Source organism: Streptomyces sp. NPDC043726, assembly GCF_056436565.1.
Window position 1 is genome coordinate 396,960 of the sequence record NZ_JBWKCI010000001.1, and the last position, 22,082, is coordinate 419,041.

Consider the following 22,082-nt stretch of genomic DNA (forward strand, 5'->3'; position numbering starts at 1 on the left):
GGTACGGGCGGCGCACAGCCCGCCGGTGGCACAGGAACAGCCTCTGGCCACGCGGGAATCCCGTTCCTGGGGCACGTATTGCGGGTATCGGGACTTCGGCGGGACGAACGACACGCCCCGGACGGATGGATGCGACACGCGTGACGGAGCAGCCGACCTCCTTCGAGCGCCCCCTGGGCGCCGGCCCCGCGGACCCACGCGGGGCGCTCCGGCGTACCCCGAGCCCGCCCCGCGCCTCCGGAGCCGCCGCGTTACCCGCGCAGGCGCGCACCGGCGAACCGCCCACCACCCCGGGCACGACCGCACCGTCCGGCAACGACAAGGCCCCCGTGAGCAACGGTCCCGAGCATGCGCAGCCCTCCGCCGCCGCGGAGGCCGACACCCATCGTCCCCGGCCGGTGCCCGAGGGCATCCCGGCGCAGCCGAGCACCGCGGCGACGCCGGACGAGCGCCGTACCGGACAGGGCCTGCCGCCCGGCCGGCCCACGCCCATGCGGCGGGACGGCGACCGGCTGCGGTTCGTGGGCGCGGCGACCCGCAGGATCGCCCGCGGCATCGATCTCGACGAGATCGTGATGGGGCTGTGCCGGGCCACCGTGCCGACCTTCTCCGACGCGATCCTGGTCTATCTGCGCGATCCGCTGCCGGTCGGCGACGAGCGGCCCACCGGGCCCGTCGTGCTGCGGCTGCGCCGCACCGACCGGATACCGGAGGAGCGGGACACCGAGGGCTTCCTGGCCGTCCCGGGCGTGCCGGAACCCACCGAGCTGGCCGAACTGTCCGCCGTCACCGCCGAGTTGTGCGAGGTACGGCCGGGCGGCGCGCTCGCCGAGGTGCTGCGCGGAGTCCGCCCGGTCTTCGCCGACGCGCCCGCCGCCAGCGCCGCGCTGCCGGAACTCCTCGGCGAGGACGGCGAACTGGTCGTGCCGGGCGGACAGCGCGCGATCCTCGCGCCGCTGCGCGGCCGGCGCCGGGTGATCGGCGCCGCGCTCTTCCTGCGCCGCCCCGAGCGCATCGCCTTCGAGGCGGACGACCTCCTGGTCGCCGCCCAGCTCGCCACGCACAGCGCGCTCGGCATCGACAAGGCGGTGCTGTACGGCCGTGAGGCCTACATCGCCGACGAACTGCAGCGGACCATGCTCCCGGAGACCCTGCCGCGCCCGACCGGCGTACGGCTCGCCTCCCGTTATCTCCCGGCCGCCGAGACCGCGCGGGTCGGCGGCGACTGGTACGACGCGATCCCGCTCCCGGGCAGCCGGGTGGCGCTGGTCGTGGGCGACGTCATGGGCCACTCCATGACCTCGGCGGCGATCATGGGCCAGTTGCGTACGACGGCCCAGACGCTCGCGGGTCTCGACCTGCCGCCCCAGGAGGTGCTGCACCACCTCGACGAGCAGGCGCAGCGGCTCGGCACGGACCGCATGGCGACCTGTCTGTACGCCGTGTACGACCCGGTCTCGCACCGCATCACGATCGCCAACGCCGGTCATCCGCCGCCCGTTCTGCTGCACCTGGGCGGCCGGGCCGAGGTGCTGCGGGTGCCGCCGGGCGCGCCGATCGGCGTCGGGGGCGTCGACTTCGAGGCCGTGGAACTGGACGCGCCGGCCGGGGCGACGCTGCTGCTGTACACCGACGGTCTGGTCGAGTCGCGGCTGCGGGACGTGTGGACCGGGATAGAGCAACTGCGCGAGAAGCTCGCCGCGACCGCTCAGCTGACCGGACCCGATCATCCGCCGCCGCTGGAAGCGCTCTGCGACGAGGTGCTCGACATGCTCGGGCCCGGGGACCGGGACGACGACATCGCGCTGCTCGCCGCGCGGTTCGACGGGATCGCGCCGAGCGATGTGGCGTACTGGTTCCTGGAGCCGGAGGACGCGGCGCCGGGGCGGGCCCGGCGGCTGGCGCGGCGCGCGCTGTCCCGCTGGGGCATGGAGGAACTCACGGACTCCGTGGAGCTGTTGGTGAGCGAGGTCGTCACCAACGCGGTGCGGTACGCGTCCCGGCCGGTCACACTGCGGTTGCTGCGGACCGACGTACTGCGGTGCGAGGTCGGCGACGACGTGCCCCAGTTGCCCCGGCTGCGGCAGGCCCGCGCGACGGATGAAGGCGGGCGGGGGCTGTACCTCGTCAACAGGCTGGCCCGGCGGTGGGGAGCGACGCGCCTCAGCACCGGCAAGGTGGTCTGGTTCGAGCTGAATCGCGGCTAGGAGCGCTGGGACAAGAAAGGGCGCCCGGAGTTCTCCGGGCGCCCTTTTCTCATTCCTCCGCGTCCGGATCCACCGGATCCTCCGGGATGTCGTCCGTCGGCGGGGTCGTCGTCGGTTCCTCCGTCGTCGGCTCGCCCGTCGGTTCGGTCGTCGTCGGGGTGTCCGTGGGCGTCTGGGTCGGGGACTGGGTCGGCGCCTCGGTGGTCGGCTCCTGGGTCGTCGGCTCCTGGGTGGGCGTCCGGCTCGGCTCCTGGGTCTTCGTCGGGGTCCAGGTCGGCTCCACCGCCGCGCCCTGGTCGGTGTCCAGGTCGAACTCGGCGTCCGGGTCGGTCACTCCGAACATGTACGCCGCCCAGATCTGCGCCGGGAAGCTGCCGCCCGCGACCCGGCCGGTGCCGGGCAGGGTGCCCGTCGCGCCCTTCATGTTGACCTGGTCGCCCGTCTTGGCGTCCTCACCGAACATGCCGACCGAGGTCACCAGGTCCGGCGTGTAGCCGGTGAACCAGGCCGACCTGCCGAAGTCGGACGTACCCGTCTTGCCGGCCACCTCTTGGCCGTCGCGGGCCGGGTTCTCGCGCACCGAGCGCCGGGCCGTACCGTCGTCGACCACGCCCGTCAGCACCGAGGTCACGGTGTCGGCGGCCTCGGGGCTGAGCACCTGCTCGCCGATCGCGTCGGGCATGGTGATCGTGCGGCTGCGCTGCTCGGCGGACTTGATCAGGGTCGGGGTGACCTGCTTGCCGTGGTTGTCGAGGGTGGCGTAGACCCCGGCCATCTGGAGCGGGCTCGCGCCCATGGAGCCGAGGGTCTGCGCGGGCACCGCCTCCAGGTCGTCGGACATGCCGAGTTCGGCCGCGGTGTCCATCACCTCCTCCATCCCGACGTCGATGCCCATCTGCGCGAACACCGAGTTGATGGACTTGTTCATCGCGGTCTGGACGGTGACGTCGCCGTAGTCGACGTCGTCCTCGTTCGGCGGGGCGAAGCCGACCTTGTTGCCGTTGGCGTCCACCACGGGCCGCTTGCTGTTGCCGTCGTAGACCGTCTTCGCGCCGATCGTCTCGCCGTCCTGCGTCTTGGCCTGGTTCTCCAGGGCGGCGGCGAGGATGACCGGCTTGAAGGTCGAGGCCGGCTGGTAGTCGGTGCGGGTCGCGTTGGAGCGGTAGTGCTTGAAGTAGTCCTCGCCGCCGTAGAGGGCGACGATCTTCCCCGTCTTCGGGTCGACGGAGACGGCGCCCGCCTGGATGTCGCCGTCGACGGGTCGCTTCTTCGCGTCCAGCTTGCTGTTCAGCTGGGTGTCGACCGCCTTCTCCAGCTGGGCCTGCTTCTTCTTGTCGATGTTCAGGGTGATGGTCCAGCCCTGGCCCTTGACCTGGGTCTCGGCCTCGGAGCGGGAGATCCCCTCCTCCTTCATGAGCTGCTCTTCGAGCTGGTTGTTGGCCAGTTCGACGAGATAGCCCTTCTGGCCCTCGAGACCGGCGGCGGCCTTGGGGTCCTTCGGGACCGGGAACTTCATCTCCTGGCGCTCGGAAGAGCTGAGCCAGCCTTCCTCGACCATGTTGTTCAGGACGTAGTTCCAGCGGTCCTTCACGAGCTTCTTGCCGGTCTCCGAGGCGACGGCCCAGTCGTACTGGCTCGGCGCCTGGAGCAGTGCGGCGAGATAGGCGCCCTGCGCGACCGAGAGCTCCTCCGCGTCGACGCGGTAGTAGGCCTGGGCGGCGGCCTGGATGCCGTAGGCGTTACGGCCGAAGTAGCTGGTGTTGAGATAGCCCGCGAGGATGTCGTCCTTCGACATCTGGCGGTCCACCTTCAGCGAGATCACCAGCTCCCGGAGCTTACGGGTGACCGTCTGCTCCTGGGTGAGGTAGTAGTTCTTGACGTACTGCTGGGTGATCGTCGAACCGCCCTGCGCGCCCTTGCCGCTGAGCGTGTTGATCAGGCCGCGGGCCGTGCCCTTGAAGTCGACGCCGGAGTCCTTGTAGAAGGTCTTGTTCTCGGCGGCGACGAAGGTGTTGCGGACCTCCTCGGGCACCTTGGAGAGGTCCACGATCTCGCGGTTGACCTCGCCGTCGCGGGCGAGGACCGTGCCGTCGCTGTACTGGTAGACGTTGCTCTGGAGCTTCGCGGCGGCGTTGCCCTTGGGCACCTCCACCATCATGTACAGCACGATGAAGCCGCCGATGCCGAGCAGGCAGAGGCCGAGGAAGGTGCCGAGGACCTTCTTCCAGGTGAAGAACCGGCGTATGCCGGGCCTGCCCGGCGTCCCCGACGAGCGGCGACGCCTGGGCGCCGCGCGGCGGCCACCGCGCTGCCGCGCTCGTCTCTCTTCCGCTCGTCCCATGAGTCCGATCCGCTCCGCTTCGCTCAGGTGTGCACCGATGCCACACAGGTTCGCCGCTCAGGTCAGCTCAGAAAGCTAACACCGGGAGATGTGACAAAGGGCCGCCGATCCCGTCTTTTACGGACGTGACAATCAGCACCCGTCCCAACGGAACCGACCGCTGACAGATGCGTAGGGTTGCCCGGCGCGCTAAAGTGATATCACTTAGCTAGACAGAAGCTAGTACATGGAAACGGGGGACCCACCTATGCCGAACGACCACACCACCGCCGCCGCGGACGTACCGGACATGCCCGCCCCGCGCGTGCGGGAGTTCACGGCGCACAGCATCGGCGGGGGCCTCGCCCTGCTGCTCGGCCTGGTCGGGCTCACCGCCGGCGCCGGCTGCGTCGTCGGCGCCACCGCCGTCGCCGGGGCCGGAGCCAAGGCCGCGCTGATCATCGGCGGCATCCTGATCGCCCTCGCCGCCTTCCTCGCGATGTGCGGGCTGAACATGGTCGCGCCGGGCGAGGCCCGGGTGGTCCAGCTCTTCGGGCGGTACCGGGGCACGATCCGGCAGGACGGACTGCGCTGGGTGAACCCCCTCACGTCCCGGACGAAGATCTCGACCCGGGTCCGCAATCACGAGACGGCGGTCCTGAAGGTCAACGACGCCTACGGCAACCCGATCGAGCTCGCCGCGGTCGTGGTGTGGAAGGTCGAGGACACCGCGCAGGCCACCTTCGAGGTGGACGACTTCCTGGAGTTCGTCTCCACCCAGACCGAGGCGGCGGTCCGGCACATCGCCATCGAGTACCCCTACGACGCCCATGACGAGGACGGTCTGTCGTTGCGCGGCAACGCCGAGGAGATCACCGAGAAGCTCGCCACCGAGCTGCACGCGCGCGTGGAGGCGGCCGGAGTGCAGATCATCGAGTCGCGCTTCACGCATCTCGCGTACGCTCCCGAGATCGCCTCGGCGATGCTCCAGCGGCAGCAGGCCGGGGCGGTCGTCGCGGCCCGGCGGCAGATCGTGGACGGAGCGGTCGGAATGGTCGAGGCGGCGCTCGCCCGGATCTCCGAGCGGGACATCGTGGAACTGGACGAGGAGCGCAAGGCGGCGATGGTGTCCAACCTGATGGTGGTGCTGTGCGGTGACCGCGCGCCGCAGCCGGTCCTCAACACGGGGACCCTCTACCAGTGACAGCTCCTCAGGGCCGGCCGCAGCGCAAGCAGGTACTGCTGCGGCTGGACCCGGCCGTGTACGAGGCCCTCGCCCGCTGGGCCGGGGACGAGCTGCGCTCGGCCAACGCGCAGATCGAGTTCCTGCTCCGCAAGGCCCTGGCCGACGCGGGCCGCCTGCCGAGGGAGACGGGACCGATCCCGCGCCGCGGCAGGCCGCCCGCGACCCCGCCCGAGACCGAGTAGCAGAACCGTGACAATCGGCCCTCACCTGGGCCGACCCACCCTCCGCCAGGAGCTAGACACTCGGCGTATACATGGGGCGTATACACCCCGTGTAGAGTCCTCGGCATGTCCATCGGTCACACCCTCCTGGGGCTCCTGGAGTCGGGCCCGCGTCACGGCTACGACCTGAAGCGGGCCTTCGACGAGAAGTTCGGTCACGACCGGCCGCTGCACTACGGCCAGGTCTACTCGACGATGTCCCGGCTGCTGAAGAACGGGCTCGTCGAAGTCGACGGCATCGAGCCCGGCGGCGGTCCCGAGCGCAAGCGGTACGCCATCACCGACGCCGGCGTCACCGACGTACAGCAGTGGCTGGCGACGCCCGAGAAGCCGGAGCCGTATCTCCAGTCGACGCTGTACACCAAGGTCGTCCTCGCGCTGCTCACCCGGCGGGACGCGGCCGACATCCTCGACACCCAGCGGGCCGAGCATCTGCGGATGATGCGGATCCTCACCGACCGCAAGCGGAAGGGCGATCTCGCGGACCAGCTGATCTGCGACCACGCCCTGTTCCATCTGGAAGCCGATCTGCGGTGGCTGGAACTGACCGCCGCGCGGCTCGACAAGCTGGCGGAGGTGGTGGTCAAGTGACGCCGCCGCCCGGTGCCCTGCTCGCGGCCGAGGAGCTGCGCAAGGCCTACGGTCCGACCGTCGCGCTCGACGGTGCCGAGTTCTCCGTGCATCCCGGGGAGGTCGTCGCCGTGATGGGGCCCTCCGGCTCCGGGAAGTCGACGCTGCTCCACTGTCTCGCCGGGATCGTCCCGCCGGACTCCGGCTCGATCACGTACGCGGGCCGTGAGCTCGCCACGATGAACGACGCCGAGCGCAGCGCCCTGCGCCGCTCGGAGTTCGGGTTCGTGTTCCAGTTCGGCCAGTTGGTGCCCGAGCTGACCTGTGTGGAGAACGTGGCGCTGCCGCTGCGGCTGAACGGCACCTCCCGCAAGGAGGCCGAGCGGACCGCGCTGTCCTGGATGGAACGGCTCGAGGTCGACGACCTCGGCAAGAAGCGGCCCGGCGAGGTCTCCGGCGGTCAGGGGCAGCGGGTCGCCGTGGCCCGGGCCCTGGTCACCAGCCCCCGGGTGGTGTTCGCCGACGAGCCGACCGGCGCGCTGGACTCCCTCAACGGCGAGCGCGTGATGGAACTGCTCACGGAGGCCGCCCGGTCCACCAACGCGGCCGTCGTGCTGGTCACGCACGAGGCGCGGGTGGCGGCCTACTCCGACCGCGAGATCGTCGTACGGGACGGGCGGTCCCGGGACATGGAGCGGATCGTATGAACCAGTGGGGGAGGGACCTCGCCCTGGGTTTCCGGTTCGCCTTCGCGGGCGGGCGGGAGGGCTGGACCCGGGCCCTGCTGACCGCCGTCGGGGTCGGGCTCGGGGTGGCGTTGCTGCTGCTGACCACGGCGATCCCGAACGCGCTGGCGGCCCGGGACGACCGGGGGAACGCCCGCACCGACATCACCTACAGCTCCGAGGCACCGCCCAAGGGCGACGACACCCTGCTCGTCGCCGACGCGAGCACGGCGTTCCGCGGTTCGGACGTGCACGGACGGACGCTGGAGCCCGAGGGGCCGGACGCCCCGCTGCCGCCCGGGGTGGAGCAGTTCCCCGCGGCGGGCGAGATGGTGGTCTCGCCCGCGCTGAAGCGGCTGCTGGAGTCCGGTGACGGCGGGCTGCTGCGCGAGCGGCTGCCGGACCGGATCGTGGGCACCATCGGCGAGAGCGGGCTGATCGGCTCGGCCGACCTCGCCTTCTACCAGGGCGGCGAGGGCCTCGCCCGGTACGTCGACGGCGCCGAGGTCACCCGGATCTCCGAGTACGGCGACCCCAACCCGTACCGCGAGAAGACCGACCCGGTGCTGGTGCTGCTGATCCTCGTCGTCTTCGTGGCGCTGCTGATGCCGGTCGCGGTGTTCATCGCGGCGGCCGTGCGGTTCGGCGGCGAGCGTCGCGACCGACGGCTCGCGGCCCTGCGTCTGGTGGGCTCCGACGGCCGGATGACCCGCCGTATCGCGGCCGGCGAGGCGCTCGCGGGCGCGCTGCTCGGTCTGGTCTTCGGTACGGTCTTCTTCCTGATCGGACGTCAGATCACGGGCTCCGTCGAGGTGTTCCGGTTCAGTGTGTTCCCGAGCGACCTGAACCCCTCCCCCGCGCTCGCCCTGCTGGTGGCCGTGGCGGTTCCGGCGGCCGCGGTGCTGGTGACGCTGCTCGCGCTGCGCGGGGTGGTCATCGAGCCGCTGGGCGTGGTGCGGACGGCGAAGCCCGCGCGGCGCCGGCTGTGGTGGCGGCTGCTGCTGCCGCTCGGCGGGCTCGCGATGCTCTACCCGATGATCGGGCAGGGCAACGACGAGGGCGACTTCAACCAGTACCTCGTCATCGGCGGTGTGCTGTTGCTGCTGGTCGGCGTGACGGCACTGCTGCCCTGGGTGGTGGAGACGGTCGTGGCCCGGCTCGGCGGCGGTGGCGTGGCCTGGCAACTGGCCGTACGGCGGCTGCAGCTGAGCAGCGGCACGGCCGCCCGGCTGGTCAACGGCGTCGCCGTGGCGGTCGCCGGTGCCATCGCGCTGCAGATGCTGTTCTCCGGGGTGGAGAGCGAGTACACCAAGGACACCGACTACGACCTCACCAAGGCGCAGATGCAGGTGAACGTGGGCGGTGGCGTGGAACTCGCGGACGCGGCACGGAAGTTGCGCGCGACCGAGGGCGTGCGCCAGGTCGTCGCCCACTCCGAGGGCTACTTGGGCGACAAGCGCGTCGACCCCGAGCGCAGCTCCGCGGTGACCGTCGGCGACTGCGCGGCGCTGCGCGAGGTGGCCGACCTGGGTGCCTGCCGCGACGGTGACGTGTTCGCCGTGCGCGGCGCCGAGTACGACACCGACACCGAGGGACTGGCCGTCCCCGGCCGGAAGTTGTACCTGGACCCGAGCTACGCCGGGTCCGTCCCGGGCAAGGAGGTCGCCTGGAAGGTGCCGGCGGGGATCCGCACGGTCGACTCGCGCACGGATCTGAGCGGCATGGAGCGGGGCGGCTTCCTGATCACCCCCGAGGCGCTGCCCGAGGGCGCCCTGGCGGGGATGGTCGGACGGGCGTACATCGGGCTGGAACCGTCGGTGCGCGACGCCCGCGAGTACGTCCGCAACACGTCCGCGGAGCTGGGCCCGCTGGTGCGCTCCAACGACTGGTCGGCCTCCGAGCGCTCCGACCGCTACGCCTCCATCCGCACCGGGTTGTTCGTCGGCGCGGTGTGTGTGCTGGTGCTGATCGGGGCGAGCCTGCTGGTGTCGCAGCTGGAGCAGTTGCGCGAGCGCAAGAAGCTGCTGTCGGCGCTGGTCGCCTTCGGCACCCGGCGGCGCACGCTGAGCCTGTCGGTGCTGTGGCAGACGGCGATCCCGATCACGCTGGGCCTGGCGCTCGCGTCGACGGTGGGTCTGACGCTCGGCGCGGTCCTGCTGCGGATGACGGCGACTCCGGTCCGGGTGGACTGGGGAAGCCTGCTGTCCATGACCGGCGCCGCGGCCGGGGTCGTCCTCGCCGTGACCCTGCTGAGCCTGCCTCCGCTGCTGAGGCTGATGCGCCCGGACGGTCTGCGCACGGAGTGACCGCGGGGCCCCTCCCCGGATCCGCCGGGGAGGGGCCCGTCCGTCTCACAGCCCGTACTCCCGCACCACCCGCCTGACCTGGGCGAACAGCATGCCGACATTCACCGACTTACGGCACACGACCACGGCGACGACATCCTGCTGCTCGCTCATCCGCACGAACAGATGGGTGAGGTTCTCGCTGTTGACGAGGATCTCCTGGAAGAAGTGCTGGTCGCTCTCGACGCCCCGGCGCTCCTTGAAGACGTCCTCGATCATCACGACCGTACGGCCCTGGAAGAGATCGAGGGTGGCACCCGCCAGCAGGTCCAGCACCTCCGGCGGATGGTTGTCGACCGTCTCGTAGGACAGCAGCATGCCGGTGCCCATGTCGACCACCCCCGAGGCCACGCAGTCCGGGGCGTCCGTCCGCAGGGCCTTGACCAGGCCCATCACCTGGTCGGAGAAGCCGGTGGTCATCCGTTTGGTGGCCATGTGCTCAGACACCTTCCGTCGCTTTCTCGGTACTCGTGAGGATCGAGTTCTCGGTGCTCGTGAGGATCGAGTGGATCCGGCGCACGGCCGGCTGGGTCGCCTGGTGCAGTCGGTCCAGGTCCATGCCCTCGTCGCCGACGACGACCATCAGCGCGGTGTCGCCGACGGCGTAGAAGGCCGCGCAGCCGGCGCTGCCGTAGGTCACCGTCCGGCGCAGGGCGCCCCGTTCGGCGGCCTGGGCGGTGCGCCGGGCGAGGCCGAGGCCGGCCGCGGCCAGGGCGGCGAGGCACTCCGCGTCGATGGAGTCGGCGGTGTCGGCGGCGATGAGCAGCCCGTCCGACGCGGCGACCGCCGTATCGGTGATGCCGGTCACCTGTTCACGCAGACCGCGCATCTCGCGTGCCAGCGCTTCGTGGTCCATGTCGTCAACGCTCCTCTTGCTGTTCTCATGGGGTCGTCCGGCTCATTCGGCGGGTCCGTTCCTCAGGCGGAAGAGCCATTTCCAGCTCGCCGCGGTCCGTTCCGGGGCGAGCGCTTCGGCGATGCCGCTGGCGCCGGGTTCACGGCGGGGCAGGGCGTCCGGTGCGGGGGGTGGTCCAAGGGGTGGTCCGAGGGGCGGCTCCGGGAGCGCGCGCTCTCTGCGGCGGAGGCCTTCGGGAGGGGTGCGGATGCGGACCGGCCGGGGTTCCGGGGGCAGTTCGAGGAGGCCGTCGGCGAGCATCCGGGCCATCTCGACGGTGACGGTGTAGACCCCGCGCCCGGTACGGAAGGCGAGGTCCCGGGCGGTGCTGCGGCCGTCGGCGAGGGTGAGCAGATCGTGCTGGAGCGGGGTGAGGGGACCGTCCTGCCGCGGTACGGGAAGCGGGCGTTCGCGGTCGGGGTGCACGGGGTGGGGCAGCGCGTCGAGGGCGGCGATCCTGCGGGCCGTGTCCTGGAGCAGCCGGGCCGGCGGTTCGCCGGTCGCGAGCGGCGCGACCGGTTCGGCGTCGAGCACGGGCCGGCAGTGGTCCACCGCGCCCGCGGCGATGGCGAACACGGCGTCGTACAGCGCCATCACACAGACCACCCGCAACTGGGCGTCGCCCGCGTAGCCCTGGGCGACGAGCCCGGCCGCGGGCCAGTGCGCGCCCCCGGACTCCCGCACCAGCGCGGCCCACTGCTCGGCGCCGACCCGGCCGGAGCGCAGCAGCAGCGCCTCGGGGCCGGGTGCGCCGGCGGTCTCGGCGGCGACGACGAGTCCGGCTCTGAAGTGGACGGTGCCGCCCGGTGTTCCGGCGACGCGCAGCGCGCCCGTGTAGCCCTCGCGCCCGCATCCGGCCAGGGCCGGTGCCAGGTGGTCGTAGCCCGACATCACTCCCCTTGGCCTCTCGCACATACGCCTGACGCGTAGCGCTGAGGGGGGAATTCCTATCAGTCACGTGGTGGCCACCGACCGCGAGTTTCCGACCTGCCGCTAGTTGACGGAAGTTGACGTGCCCAGCGGTTCAAAGCGCTGACTTGGGCGCCGATTTGACCGACTGGGCTCGCGGTTCTCCGTCAGTCCTCGCCGTCCACCACCCGTACCGGCAGCGGGCGCAGCGCGTCCCGCAGGGCGGTGGCCAGTTCCTGGTACTCCGCGCCGCGGGCCGCGCCCGTGCGCATGGCGAGGGCGATCCGGCGGGTGGGGGCCGGGTCGGAGAAGTAGCCGGTCATCAGCTGGTTGCTGCGGGTCGTCTCGACCCTGACGGCGGTCCGCGGCAGCAGCGTGACGCCCAGACCGCCGGCGACGAGCTGGACCAGGGTGGACAGCCCGGCGGCCGTCGTGGTCACCGGGGCGTCCTCGCGCCCCGCCTCCCGGCAGATGTCGAGGGCCTGGTCGCGCAGACAGTGCCCCTCGTCGAGGAGCAGCAGGTTGAGCTCCTTCAGCACCTCCCGCGCGATCCCCTCCCGGCCGCCGAGCTCGTGGTCCAGCGGGGTGACCAGCACGAAGTCCTCGTCGAACAGCGGGAGTTCGACCACCCCGGGCATCCCGAGCGGGACGGCGAGCAGCAGCAGGTCGAGCCGGCCGGTGTGCAGTCCGTCGACGAGGGAGGCGGTCTGCTCCTCGTGCACCTGGAGGTCGAGGTCCGGGTAGCGGTCGTGGACCAGCCGCAGGACGGTCGGCAGCAGATACGGCGCCACGGTCGGGATGACGCCGAGCCGGAGCACTCCGGTGAAGGGCGCCCGCACCGCCTCCGCCTCCGCCAGCAGGGCCCCCACCTCGGCCAGTACGGCCTTGGCGCGTACGGCGAGCCGCTCGCCGGCCGGGGAGAGCAGCACCTTGCGGGTCGTACGCTCCAGCAGCGTGACGCCCAGGGTCTCCTCCAGCGCGGCCACGGCGCCGGAGAGCGCGGGCTGGCTCATGCCGATGGCGGCGGCCGCGTCCCGGAAGTGCAGATGCTCCGCCACCGCGGCGAAGGCCCGCAGTTGGGCCAGGCTGGGCAGCCGCCGCTTGGCGCCCGTATTACTGACGGTCACTGATAATCGCCTCCGATCAACCTGACCGAGTGTAGCGATTTCTCTAATCAATGCACGGTGTGCCAGCATCGGGCACGTCCAACCCATGGGAAGTGTCCGCGATCCGGACGCTTCTTCGCTGCAAGGAGAGCGTGTGCTCACTGTTGGTGACAAGTTCCCCGAGTTCGAACTGACCGCCTGTGTCTCGCTGGAGAAGGGCGAGGAGTTCGAGCAGATCCACCACAAGTCCTACGAGGGCAAGTGGCTGGTGGTCTTCGCATGGCCCAAGGACTTCACCTTCGTCTGCCCGACCGAGATCGCCGCGTTCGGCAAGCTGAACGAGGAGTTCGCCGACCGCGACGCCCAGATCCTCGGCTTCTCCGGTGACTCCGAGTTCGTCCACCACGCCTGGCGCAAGGACCACCCGGATCTGACCGACCTGCCCTTCCCGATGCTGGCCGACTCCAAGCACGAGCTGATGCGCGACCTCGGCATCGAGGGCGAGGACGGCTTCGCGCAGCGCGCCGTCTTCATCGTGGACCCGAACCGCGAGATCCAGTTCACGATGGTCACCGCCGGCTCCGTCGGCCGAAACCCCAAGGAGGTCCTGCGGGTCCTCGACGCCCTCCAGACGGACGAGCTCTGCCCGTGCAACTGGAGCAAGGGTGAGGACACCCTGGACCCGGTCAAGCTGCTGGCCGGTGAGTGACGGATGTCCCTCGACTCCCTGAAGTCCGCCGTCCCGGACTACGCCAAGGACCTGAAGCTCAACCTGGGTTCGGTCATCGGCAACTCCGACCTCCCGGCGCAGCAGCTGTGGGGCACCGTGCTGGCGACCGCCATCGCCTCGCGCTCCCCGATCGTGCTGCGTGAGCTGGAGCCGGAGGCGAAGGCGAACCTGACGCCGGAGGCGTACAACGCCGCCAAGTCGGCCGCCGCGATCATGGCGATGAACAACGTCTTCTACCGCACCCGGCATCTGCTGTCGGACCACGAGTACGGCACCATGCGCGCGGGTCTGCGGATGAACGTCATCGGCAACCCCGGGGTCGACAAGGTCGACTTCGAGCTGTGGTCCTTCGCGGTCTCCGCCATCAACGGCTGCGGCATGTGTCTCGACTCGCACGAGCAGGTGCTGCGCAAGGCGGGCGTCGAGCGCGAGGTCGTCCAGGAGGCGTTCAAGATCGCCTCGGTGATCCAGGCGGTCGGCGTCACGCTGGAGACCGAAGCGGTGCTCTCCGCGTAGGCGGCCGGTACCACATGGGCCCCGTTCACCCTTGGTGGGCGGGGCCCTCGGCGTTGCCGGCGTCGGACACCGGCACCGGCTGCTGCGCCTGCTCCTGGGCGTACTTGCGCAGGTAGCCCACCACCGTGTTCGCCACCGCCACCAGCGGTACGGCCACGACGGCGCCGCCGATGCCGGCCACCAGGCCGCCCGCGGCGACCGAGAGGACCACGGCGAGGGGGTGGACGCGGACCGCCCGGCCGAGGATGAACGGCTGCAGGATGTGGCCCTCGATCTGCTGGACCGCGAGCACCACGACCAGGGTCATGACGGCCGTGAACACGCCCTGGGTCACCAGCGCGACCACGACGGCCAGCGCCCCGGAGGCCACCGCGCCCACGAGCGGGATGAAGGAGAACAGGAAGATGAAGACGGCCAGCGGGACGGCCATCGGAACGTCCAGGAAGTAGATCCCGATCCCGATGAAGATCGCGTCGATCAGCGCCACTATCACCGTGCCGCGCACATACGCCGTGAGCGTCCGCCACGCCGCCGGACCGGCCCCGGCCACGCCCGGCCGCGCCGCCGCCGGCACCAGCTTCAGCGACCACTCCCAGATCCGCCTGCCGTCGTAGAGCAGGAACAGGGTCGAGAAGGCCGCCAGCAGGATGCCGGTCAGCGCCTCGACGATGACCGTGACGCCCTCCAGGCCCGCCGAGGTGATCTCGTCGGTGTTGGCGCCGATCGCGTCGCGCAGGTTCTCGGCGATGTCGTTGATCTGCTTGTCGGTGACGTGGAAGGGGCTGTTGAGCAGCCAGTCCCGCAACTCGTCGATGCCGTCCTGGACCTGGTCGGAGAGGTTGTCGATGTTCTCCATGACCTGCCAGGTGACGAACCAGCCGATCAGGCCCATCACCACGAAGCCCAGGACCGCGGTCAGCGCGGTCGCGAGGCCCTGGGGGACGCCGTAGCGGCGCAGCCGGGCCACGGTGGGCTGGAGAAGCGCCGTCATCAACAGCGCGGCCACGAAGGCCAGTACCACCAGCTGTACGGCGCTGATGACCCGCATCAGCACCCACACGGTGCCGGCCAGCACCAGCAGCCGCCAGCCCGCCTCGGCGGCGACCCTGACTCCCCACGGCACGGCCAGCGCGGGATCGGGACGTGCCGGGGCGGCCGTCACGGGTTCGGGGCGCGGCGGCACCCGGTCGGCGGGCGGCGGAGCGGGCTCGGACTCGGGCGCGGTGTCGGCGTTCTCACGCTCCACCTCCGCGCGGCGCTGGTCCAACCGCTCCCCCATCCTCGTCAGACCGGATCCGACCCGGCCGAGCCACCCTGGAACTCGCGACATGATTCGTCCTCTTCCCCCGTCTTTCCCCACCACTCCCCCCGGAGTCGTCCCGTCCGACCGTACATGGCAAAGCCCCCCACCGTAGGACGGTGAGGGGCTGAGCGAGGTTGAGAGGCGCGGGCCTAGTACCAGTGGTTGGCCTGCCAGAACGACCAGGCGTCACAGGGACTGCCGTAGCGCTCGTTCATGTAGTTGAGGCCCCACTTGATCTGCGTGGCCGGGTTCGTCTGCCAGTCGGAGCCCGCGGAGGCGTACTTGCCGGCCGGGAGCGCCTGGAACAGACCGTAGGCACCCGAGGAGGGGTTGACCGCCTGGTAGTTCCAGCTGGACTCGTGGTCCACGATGTTGCTGAAGCACGTCCACTGGCCGGACGGCACCATCTGCTGGGCCATGGCCTGGATCTGCGCGACGGTGTAGGAGCTCTGCACCGGGAAGCTGGAGGAGGACCGGGAGGCCTTCGCCTCGGCCTCTTCGCGCTCCTTGGCTTCCTCAGCAGCCTTCGCCGCCTTCTCGGCGGCGTCCTTCTTCTCGATCGCGGTCTGGGCGGCGGCCTTGCGGGCCGCTTCCTCCGCGGTCTTCTTGGCGCTCGCGTCCGCGGCGATGGCCTGGACGTTCGCCTGCTGCGTCAGGGACGCGGTCTGTACCTGGGCCTGCTGGCCCGTCGGTATGTCCGCGAGGAGCGTCGCGTCGGCTGCCGTCGCTTCGGCGTCGTTGTTCTGCGCGGTGCTGCCCGAGGCAACGCCGACGACGCTTCCGACAGCGGTGACCGCGGTGGCCGAGGCCACTGCGAATCCCCGGACCGAGATCCGGCTCACACGGTTTCCTTCCAGCATCGCCCGCTTCGGTGACCCTGGCGGACGCAATCGTGCCCCTGGCACTGGCCTCCCAACTGCGGGGTCACGGGAGGCACGGGCCCGGTGGGCAACTCCCCTGCGGGGAGCGCCGCGTGGTGCGCGGGCGGCATACGACGACGCTATGGAGTTAGCGGTGTTTCTCAGGTGGTGCCGTACCGCTGGGGGTACAGGTGTGTCGCATGCGGGGCCTGACAGGAGTGAGACTCTGCCGTACCCGGACGCCGCAAGGCAATTCTGTGTTGCGTGTGAAAGCTCACATCCTGTTTGGCCCAGGGAGTTCCGCGAAACGGCCACACGCGAAAGCGCCGCCCGGCTAGGCTCTTGGCCTTTCCGGACGGCGCCAACTGGCCGCTATGACCTCAGATTTGGCCGTCCTCCAGCATTTCGGTCACAAGGGCCGCAATCTGGGACCTCTCGGACCGCGTCAGCGTGACATGCGCGAAGAGCGGGTGGCCCTTCAGCTTCTCCACGACGGCGACGACACCGTCGTAGCGTCCGACGCGCAGATTGTCCCGCTGTGCCACGTCATGGGTCAGAACGACCCTTGAATTCGCGCCGATTCGGGACAGAACAGTCAGCAGGACATTCCGCTCCAGCGACTGCGCCTCGTCGACGATCACGAACGCGTCGTGCAGTGAGCGACCGCGGATGTGCGTGAGCGGCAGCACCTCCAGCATGCCGCGCGCGGTGACCTCCTCGATGACCTCGCGGCTGGTGACCGCGGACAGCGTGTCGAAGACCGCCTGCGCCCAGGGGCTCATCTTCTCGGCCTCGGTGCCCGGCAGATAGCCGAGCTCCTGCCCGCCCACCGCGTACAGCGGCCGGAAGACCATCACCTTCTGGTGCTGACGGCGCTCCAGGACCGCCTCCAGACCCGCGCACAGCGCCAGCGCCGACTTACCGGTGCCGGCCCGGCCGCCCATCGAGACGATCCCGATGTCCGGGTCGAGCAGCAGATCGAGCGCGATGCGCTGCTCGGCGCTGCGGCCCTTGATGCCGAAGGCCTCCCGGTCGCCGCGCACGAGACGGATGTTGCCCTCGGCCGTCACCCGGCCGAGCGCCTTGCCGCGCTCGGACTGGATGGTGAGCCCGGTGTGCACCGGCAGGTCCGACGCCTCGGGCACATACACGTGCCCCTCCTCGAAGAGGATGTCCACCTGCTCGCCGGGCAGCGTCAGTTCGGACATCCCGGTCCAGCCGGAGGAGTCCGTGATGGCGAGTTCGGCGCGGTACTCCTCGGCGAGGAGCCCGACGGACGAGGCCTTGATCCTGAGCGGGAGGTCCTTCGACACCACGGTGACGTCGAACCCCTCGGCCTGCAGATTGCGGGCGACCGCGAGGATGCGGGAGTCGTTGTCCCCCAGGCGGTAGCCGGTCGGCAGAACGCTGGGGTCCGAGTGGTTGAGCTCGACACGAATGGTTCCGCCGAGTTCCCCGATCGGGATGGGGGCATCGAGACGGCCGTACCGGACCCGGAAGTCGTCCAGCAGGCGCAGTGCCTGCCGGGCGAAATAGCCGAGTTCGGGATGGTGCCGCTTGGCCTCCAGCTCCGTGACCACGACGATGGGGAGCACGACCTCGTGCTCGTCGAAGCGGCTCAGGGCGTTCGGGTCGGCCAGCAGGACGCTGGTGTCGAGAACGTAGGTGCGCCGGTCGGGCTTGTGGCGCTTTGTGCTGGTCACCACGGAAGGACGTACCCCCTCGGAAGAGGTCGGGGAGCGACGGAGAGGAAGCAGGGCCGGGAGGGCGGGAAGAACCAGGCCGGTCGACGGCCGCGATGCGCGGGCCGAGAACCGGCCCTCCGCTGCTTCGTCCGTGCGGTGCGCGCACGATCGGGCTGGTGCAAAGGGCCTCCCGGGCGGACGGCCCCGTGCCGTCCGCTGAGATCCGACACCCGTGGTTCGGGTGTCGACCTGCTTGGCTTATGCCCTCGAACGAGCGCTGCCATGCCACGGCATATGACGGCGCGCCGGTGAACTCCTGGGGTCCCTGGGGACATACCCCGGAAAACGCGGCACTTCCGCCCCCGACAGGTCGGTTTGGGCGACCGGAGGCTCAGCCGCCGTAACGGCGGTGCCGGGCGGCGTAGTCGCGCAGGGCGCGCAGGAAGTCGACCTTGCGGAAGGCCGGCCAGAAGACCTCACAGAAGTAGTACTCCGAATGGGCCGTCTGCCACAGCATGAATCCGGACAACCGCTGTTCGCCGCTGGTGCGGATGACCAGATCGGGGTCGGGCTGATCGCCGGTGTAGAGGTGGCGGCCGATCATCTCGACGTCGACGGTGTCCGCGAGCTGCTCCAGCGAGGCGCCCTTGTCCTGCGCGTCGAGCAGCATCGCGCGCACCGCGTCGGCGATCTCCTGGCGTCCGCCGTAGCCGATGGCGACGTTGACCGTTATCCCGTCGACGTGCGCGGTGGTCTGCTCGGCTTCCTTGAGCGCGGTCTGCATCTGCTGCGGGAGCAGATCGCGGGTGCCGACGTGGTGGACGCGCCAGCGGCCGTCGGCGGCGAGGGAGCGGACGACGTCCTCGATGATGCCGAGCAGCGGGACGAGTTCGTCCTGCGGCCGGTCGAAGTTGTCGGTCGACAGCAGCCAGAGGGTGACGACCTCGACATCGGTCTCGGAGCACCAGCCGAGGAACTCCTCGATCTTCTCGGCGCCGGCCCGGTGACCGTGCACGGTGGTGGAGCCCGCGGCCTTCGCCCAACGCCGGTTGCCGTCCATGATGACGCCGATGTGCTTGGGCACCTGAGCGTGGTCCAGGTGGCCTTCCACCCGGCGCGCGTACAGCCTGACGAGCAGGCCGCGCAGCTTGTCGCGCAGGTTCACGTGATTGTCAGCCCCTCCGTACGGATCGGGCGGCCGCTGCCCCGGCCAGAGTGCCGAGGGCGGTCCCTGCCCGGTGGCGGTCCCCGCCGCCGAAGCCTACCCCTGCGGGGCGGCGGGTCAGGAGTACGGGGGTGCGGGCGTGCGAGGGCGGGCGAACCAGGCCTCCGCAGGGTCCTTCCTGAGCAGGACCAGTACGGCGACGGCGGCGGCGAGCGGGATGAGGCCGAGGAGCGGGTGTCCGTTCACCAGCGCCGACAGAGCGAAGACGACCTGCAGCACCGCCAGGGTCACCGAGGCCGTGTGGACACCGCCGCGGCCGGTCGGGTACCAGAGCGCCACGATCGCGAGGATCCACGTCATGAGGTAGCCGCCTATGACGTATCCGCTGCCGTAGGCGGTGTCGGCAGCGTAGGCGTGGGGAAGGGAGATGCCGACGGTGATCCAGACGATGGCGCGGGCGGCGTAGACGGAGTCGGGCATGGCCTGCGCGTACGCCGACGGTTGCGGCTGGGGCTGCGGTTGCGGCTGCGGCTGGGGCGGTCCGAATGACATGTACGGGACCCTAGCCGGGCGCCGTGGCGGGAGGGAAAAGAAAAAACGGGCCGGTCCGTGGGGGGGAGACGGACCGGCCCGAGGGGGGGTTTCCACCATAACCCTTCGTGAGGGATGCCGCGCGCATCGGCGCGCCACAACTACTCTCCGAAACCGGGCAGCGACGCGGCGATGGGCGCGGGCAGGGGGTTTCACAGGCTGCTCATGGCCGGAACACAGCGGATTTCCAGGGGATTCCGGCGGGATAAGGAGGTAAGCGGCCGGGTTTGGCGCGTCTTGTGAAGACCTCGGCGAGTTGTCCGAGTGTCCCTCCCCCGGGTGACCCGGGCGGTGAACGCCGCCTTGACGTCCGGGCGAGGGTTCTACGGCGGCCCGGGCGCCGCAGGTGGGCAGGCACCGCGCAGCCCCCTCCACCGCGCGGTGCCGCCCGCGCAGCTTTGCTGACGCGAATTACCTTGGTCTGAACTTACGCGAGATGCGGGTGAGACGCGAGCGACAAGCGATAACAATGTGGATAAGGCGTGAATCCTTGGAAGCGTAGGCAGACCTGCCATTGACGCACTATTTGCCCTATTTGCTCCACATCGAGAGTGAGCCCGCCGCCCCGACTGCCCCAAGAGGACACAACCCGACCTATCGGCGCCCTACCGTCACCCCATGACGGCGACGATCTCCTGGCAAGAGGCGAGCGCGCGGCGGCTCGAACGGCAGTTCCTGGCCAATCCGGCGCCGGAGGGCGTTTCGCTCCCCGGCATCGTCTCGGCGATGCTCGGCGCCCACGCGCAGGTGCTGTCCGCGGCCGAGCTGTCGATCGGCGTCCGGTCCACCGGCCTGACCCGGGCGGACGTCCGCACCGCGCTCCGGACCGACCACTCCCTCGTGAAGACCCACGGCCCGCGCGGCACGGTCCATCTGCTCCCCGCCGAGGAACTCCCCCTGTGGTCGGCCGCTCTGACGGCGATCCCCTCCGGCCCGCATCAGTTCGGCCCCGACGTCCGGGTCACCCAGGAACAGGAGCGGGAGATCGTGACGGCGATCGCGGACGCACTCGACGGGGTCTGCCTGACCGCCGACGAACTGAGTGAGGAGGTGGTGGCGCGCACCGGCCCCTGGGCCGGCGACCCGGTCATGCCCGCCTTCCAGGGCATGTGGCCGCGCTGGCGCCAGGTCATGCACCGGGCGGGCCAGGCGGGCGCCCTCTGCTTCGGCCCCGACCGAGGCCGCAAGGTGACGTACACCCGCCCACCGCACTTCACTCCCCTGCCGCCCGACGAGGCCCTGGCCGAGCTCGTACGGCGCTACCTGCGCGCCTACGGCCCCGCCACCCCCGCCTACTTCGCCAAGTGGCTCGCGGCGCCCGGCGGTTGGGCGACCCGGCTCTTCGGTGAGCTGGCCGCCGAGGGCACGATCGAGGAGGTCGTCCTCGATGGGGTCCCGGGCTGGGTGGCGGCGGGTGACACGGAGTTCCCGTCCACGGGATGTCGGGGCGTGCGGCTGCTGCCGTACTTCGACGCGTACGTCATCGCCGCGCAGCCCCGGGAGTCGCTGTTCCCCGGGGAGGCGTACCGCAGGGCGCTGGCGCGGGGGCAGGCCGGGAACTACCCGGTGCTGCTGGTGGACGGTGTGGCGGCCGGGGTCTGGCACCAGCGGCGCCAGGGCCGCCGTACGACCGTCACGGTGGAGACGCTGGTCGGTCTCACGGCACGGCAGGAACGGGAGCTGGCGGAGCGGGTGGAACGGGTGGGGGAAGTGCTGGAGGCACGGGCGGAGTTGGTGCGCGGGGAGGTGACGGTGGGGCCGCACGCTTAGGGAGCGGCTCCAGCAGCGCTCGGCTTGCGTGCCTCGAAGAGGTGGCGGGTGCTGTGGGCGATGAAGGGGCCCTGCTCCTCGATGTGCCGGTGCAGGGAGCGGAGTTGGGGCTCATAGGCCTCCACCGTGAAGCCGGGGACCATCCAGATCACCTTGCGCAGGAAGTGGACGACGGCGGCGATGTCGTAGAACTCCATGCGGAGTTCCTCGGCGCGCAGATCGACGATCTCCAGTCCGGCGGCCTCGGCGGCGGCGCGCTCCCGCTGCGGATCCCGGCCGCCGCGCACCTCGTCGGGCTGGCGGCCGAGGAACCACTCGACGAGTTCAAAGGCGCTGTGGGGCCCGACGTGCTGGGCGAAGTAGGTGCCGCCGGGCGCGAGGACGCGGGCGATCTCGGTCCAGTGCGCCCGGACCGGGTGCCGGCTGCTGACCAGGTCGAAGGCACCGTCGGCGAAGGGGAGCGGGGCGTCTTCGGGGGAGGCGACGACCGCGACACCCCGGGGGCGCAGCAGGGCGGTCGCCTTGGCGACGTTGGGTGCCCAGCCTTCGGTGGCGACGGTGAGGAGGGGCGCCTCGGTGGCCCTGCCGAGGGCGAAGTCCAGCACCTCCCCTCCCCCGGTCTGGATGTCGAGGGCCGTGGCGCCCGGCAGCCTGCGGGCGAGGGAGACGGCGTACCCCCAACTGGGCCGCGCCTCGGTGGCCCGCGCGTCGGAGGCCGGCCCGTCGGTGGCCGGCCCGTCGGTGGCCGGCCCGTCGGTGGCCGGCCCGTCGGTGGCGCGCCCCTCGAACCAGGAGAAGTCCCACCCCTCGGTGGGTACGGCGGCGCCCTCGGCGACGAGGTCCTCGAAGGAGCGGTGGTCGTGCGGGTGGCCCATGGGTCGATGATCGCAGCCGCCTGTCAGAGGCCGCTGCTAATTT

At 70.9% G+C, this 22,082-nt stretch carries 20 protein-coding genes; 9 read left to right on the forward strand and 11 right to left on the reverse strand.

What is annotated here, in order from left to right; translation table 11 throughout:
- The first annotated feature begins 125 nt into the window (after positions 1-125).
- A complete protein-coding gene (locus AC068Z_RS01795) occupies positions 126-2,207 on the forward strand; it encodes a SpoIIE family protein phosphatase (protein WP_478551314.1) in 2,082 nt (693 codons plus the stop codon).
- 49 nt (positions 2,208-2,256) lie between these two features.
- On the opposite strand, the gene AC068Z_RS01800 is transcribed toward AC068Z_RS01795, so the two are convergent.
- Entirely contained in the window at positions 2,257-4,548 is a 2,292-nt protein-coding gene (locus AC068Z_RS01800; RefSeq protein WP_478551316.1) for a transglycosylase domain-containing protein, read from the reverse strand.
- A 247-nt stretch (positions 4,549-4,795) separates the two neighbouring features.
- Between AC068Z_RS01800 and AC068Z_RS01805 the strand changes: the two genes are divergently transcribed.
- The 5 genes from AC068Z_RS01805 to AC068Z_RS01825 all read left to right on the forward strand — a co-directional run bounded on the left by AC068Z_RS01805 (position 4,796) and on the right by AC068Z_RS01825 (position 9,595).
- Positions 4,796-5,731 carry an SPFH domain-containing protein gene (locus AC068Z_RS01805; protein ID WP_478551318.1) on the forward strand — a complete coding sequence of 312 codons (936 nt, stop codon included), beginning with the start codon at positions 4,796-4,798 and terminating at the stop codon, positions 5,729-5,731.
- On the forward strand, positions 5,728-5,955 hold the full coding sequence (locus AC068Z_RS01810; RefSeq protein WP_478551320.1) for a type II toxin-antitoxin system antitoxin: 228 nt from the start codon (positions 5,728-5,730) through the stop codon (positions 5,953-5,955). The genes AC068Z_RS01805 and AC068Z_RS01810 overlap by 4 nt, the downstream gene beginning before the upstream one ends.
- A gap of 105 nt (positions 5,956-6,060) precedes the next feature.
- Positions 6,061-6,585 carry a PadR family transcriptional regulator gene (locus AC068Z_RS01815; RefSeq protein ID WP_108708487.1) on the forward strand — a complete coding sequence of 175 codons (525 nt, stop codon included), beginning with the start codon at positions 6,061-6,063 and terminating at the stop codon, positions 6,583-6,585.
- On the forward strand, positions 6,582-7,271 hold the full coding sequence (locus AC068Z_RS01820) for an ABC transporter ATP-binding protein (protein WP_478551323.1): 690 nt from the start codon (positions 6,582-6,584) through the stop codon (positions 7,269-7,271). The genes AC068Z_RS01815 and AC068Z_RS01820 overlap by 4 nt, the downstream gene beginning before the upstream one ends.
- The gene (locus AC068Z_RS01825) at positions 7,268-9,595 is read left to right on the forward strand and encodes an ABC transporter permease (protein ID WP_478551324.1); all 2,328 of its coding nucleotides are present in this window, start codon (positions 7,268-7,270) and stop codon (positions 9,593-9,595) included. The genes AC068Z_RS01820 and AC068Z_RS01825 overlap by 4 nt, the downstream gene beginning before the upstream one ends.
- Before the next feature lie 45 nt (positions 9,596-9,640).
- Here AC068Z_RS01825 and AC068Z_RS01830 read toward each other — a convergent pair whose 3' ends face one another.
- From AC068Z_RS01830 to AC068Z_RS01845, 4 genes are all read right to left on the reverse strand, one after another.
- Positions 9,641-10,069: a hypothetical protein gene (locus tag AC068Z_RS01830; RefSeq protein WP_478551325.1), complete on the reverse strand. Its 429-nt coding sequence runs from the start codon at positions 10,067-10,069 to the stop codon at positions 9,641-9,643.
- Between the two features lie 4 nt (positions 10,070-10,073).
- Positions 10,074-10,490, reverse strand: a complete 417-nt coding sequence (locus AC068Z_RS01835; RefSeq protein WP_478551326.1) for a roadblock/LC7 domain-containing protein — start codon at positions 10,488-10,490, stop codon at positions 10,074-10,076.
- 42 nt (positions 10,491-10,532) lie between these two features.
- Positions 10,533-11,420: a MarR family transcriptional regulator gene (locus AC068Z_RS01840; RefSeq protein WP_478551328.1), complete on the reverse strand. Its 888-nt coding sequence runs from the start codon at positions 11,418-11,420 to the stop codon at positions 10,533-10,535.
- Between the two features lie 185 nt (positions 11,421-11,605).
- The gene (locus tag AC068Z_RS01845) at positions 11,606-12,565 is read right to left on the reverse strand and encodes a LysR substrate-binding domain-containing protein (protein WP_478551330.1); all 960 of its coding nucleotides are present in this window, start codon (positions 12,563-12,565) and stop codon (positions 11,606-11,608) included.
- A gap of 133 nt (positions 12,566-12,698) precedes the next feature.
- Between AC068Z_RS01845 and AC068Z_RS01850 the strand changes: the two genes are divergently transcribed.
- Positions 12,699-13,253, forward strand: a complete 555-nt coding sequence (locus AC068Z_RS01850; RefSeq protein ID WP_478551331.1) for a peroxiredoxin — start codon at positions 12,699-12,701, stop codon at positions 13,251-13,253.
- Between the two features lie 3 nt (positions 13,254-13,256).
- Positions 13,257-13,790 carry an alkyl hydroperoxide reductase gene (locus AC068Z_RS01855; protein ID WP_478551332.1) on the forward strand — a complete coding sequence of 178 codons (534 nt, stop codon included), beginning with the start codon at positions 13,257-13,259 and terminating at the stop codon, positions 13,788-13,790.
- Between the two features lie 25 nt (positions 13,791-13,815).
- Here the strand turns inward: AC068Z_RS01855 and AC068Z_RS01860 are convergent, their stop codons facing one another.
- The 5 genes from AC068Z_RS01860 to AC068Z_RS01880 form a co-directional block, all read right to left on the reverse strand.
- Positions 13,816-15,120: an AI-2E family transporter gene (locus tag AC068Z_RS01860; protein WP_478551333.1), complete on the reverse strand. Its 1,305-nt coding sequence runs from the start codon at positions 15,118-15,120 to the stop codon at positions 13,816-13,818.
- A gap of 122 nt (positions 15,121-15,242) precedes the next feature.
- Entirely contained in the window at positions 15,243-15,935 is a 693-nt protein-coding gene (locus AC068Z_RS01865; protein ID WP_478551335.1) for an aggregation-promoting factor C-terminal-like domain-containing protein, read from the reverse strand.
- A 398-nt stretch (positions 15,936-16,333) separates the two neighbouring features.
- Positions 16,334-17,659: a PhoH family protein gene (locus AC068Z_RS01870; protein WP_478551337.1), complete on the reverse strand. Its 1,326-nt coding sequence runs from the start codon at positions 17,657-17,659 to the stop codon at positions 16,334-16,336.
- Positions 17,660-18,029: 370 nt separating this feature from the next.
- Positions 18,030-18,803 (reverse strand): isoprenyl transferase, encoded by a 774-nt coding sequence (locus AC068Z_RS01875; RefSeq protein ID WP_478551339.1) that lies wholly within the window; start codon positions 18,801-18,803, stop codon positions 18,030-18,032.
- A 117-nt stretch (positions 18,804-18,920) separates the two neighbouring features.
- On the reverse strand, positions 18,921-19,355 hold the full coding sequence (locus tag AC068Z_RS01880) for a hypothetical protein (RefSeq protein WP_478551341.1): 435 nt from the start codon (positions 19,353-19,355) through the stop codon (positions 18,921-18,923).
- Between the two features lie 657 nt (positions 19,356-20,012).
- Here AC068Z_RS01880 and AC068Z_RS01885 point away from each other — a divergent pair.
- Positions 20,013-21,164, forward strand: a complete 1,152-nt coding sequence (locus AC068Z_RS01885) for a winged helix DNA-binding domain-containing protein (RefSeq protein WP_478551342.1) — start codon at positions 20,013-20,015, stop codon at positions 21,162-21,164.
- Here AC068Z_RS01885 and AC068Z_RS01890 read toward each other — a convergent pair.
- Positions 21,161-22,039: a class I SAM-dependent methyltransferase gene (locus AC068Z_RS01890; protein ID WP_478551344.1), complete on the reverse strand. Its 879-nt coding sequence runs from the start codon at positions 22,037-22,039 to the stop codon at positions 21,161-21,163. The genes AC068Z_RS01885 and AC068Z_RS01890 overlap by 4 nt on opposite strands.
- Between the last annotated feature and the right edge of the window lie 43 nt (positions 22,040-22,082).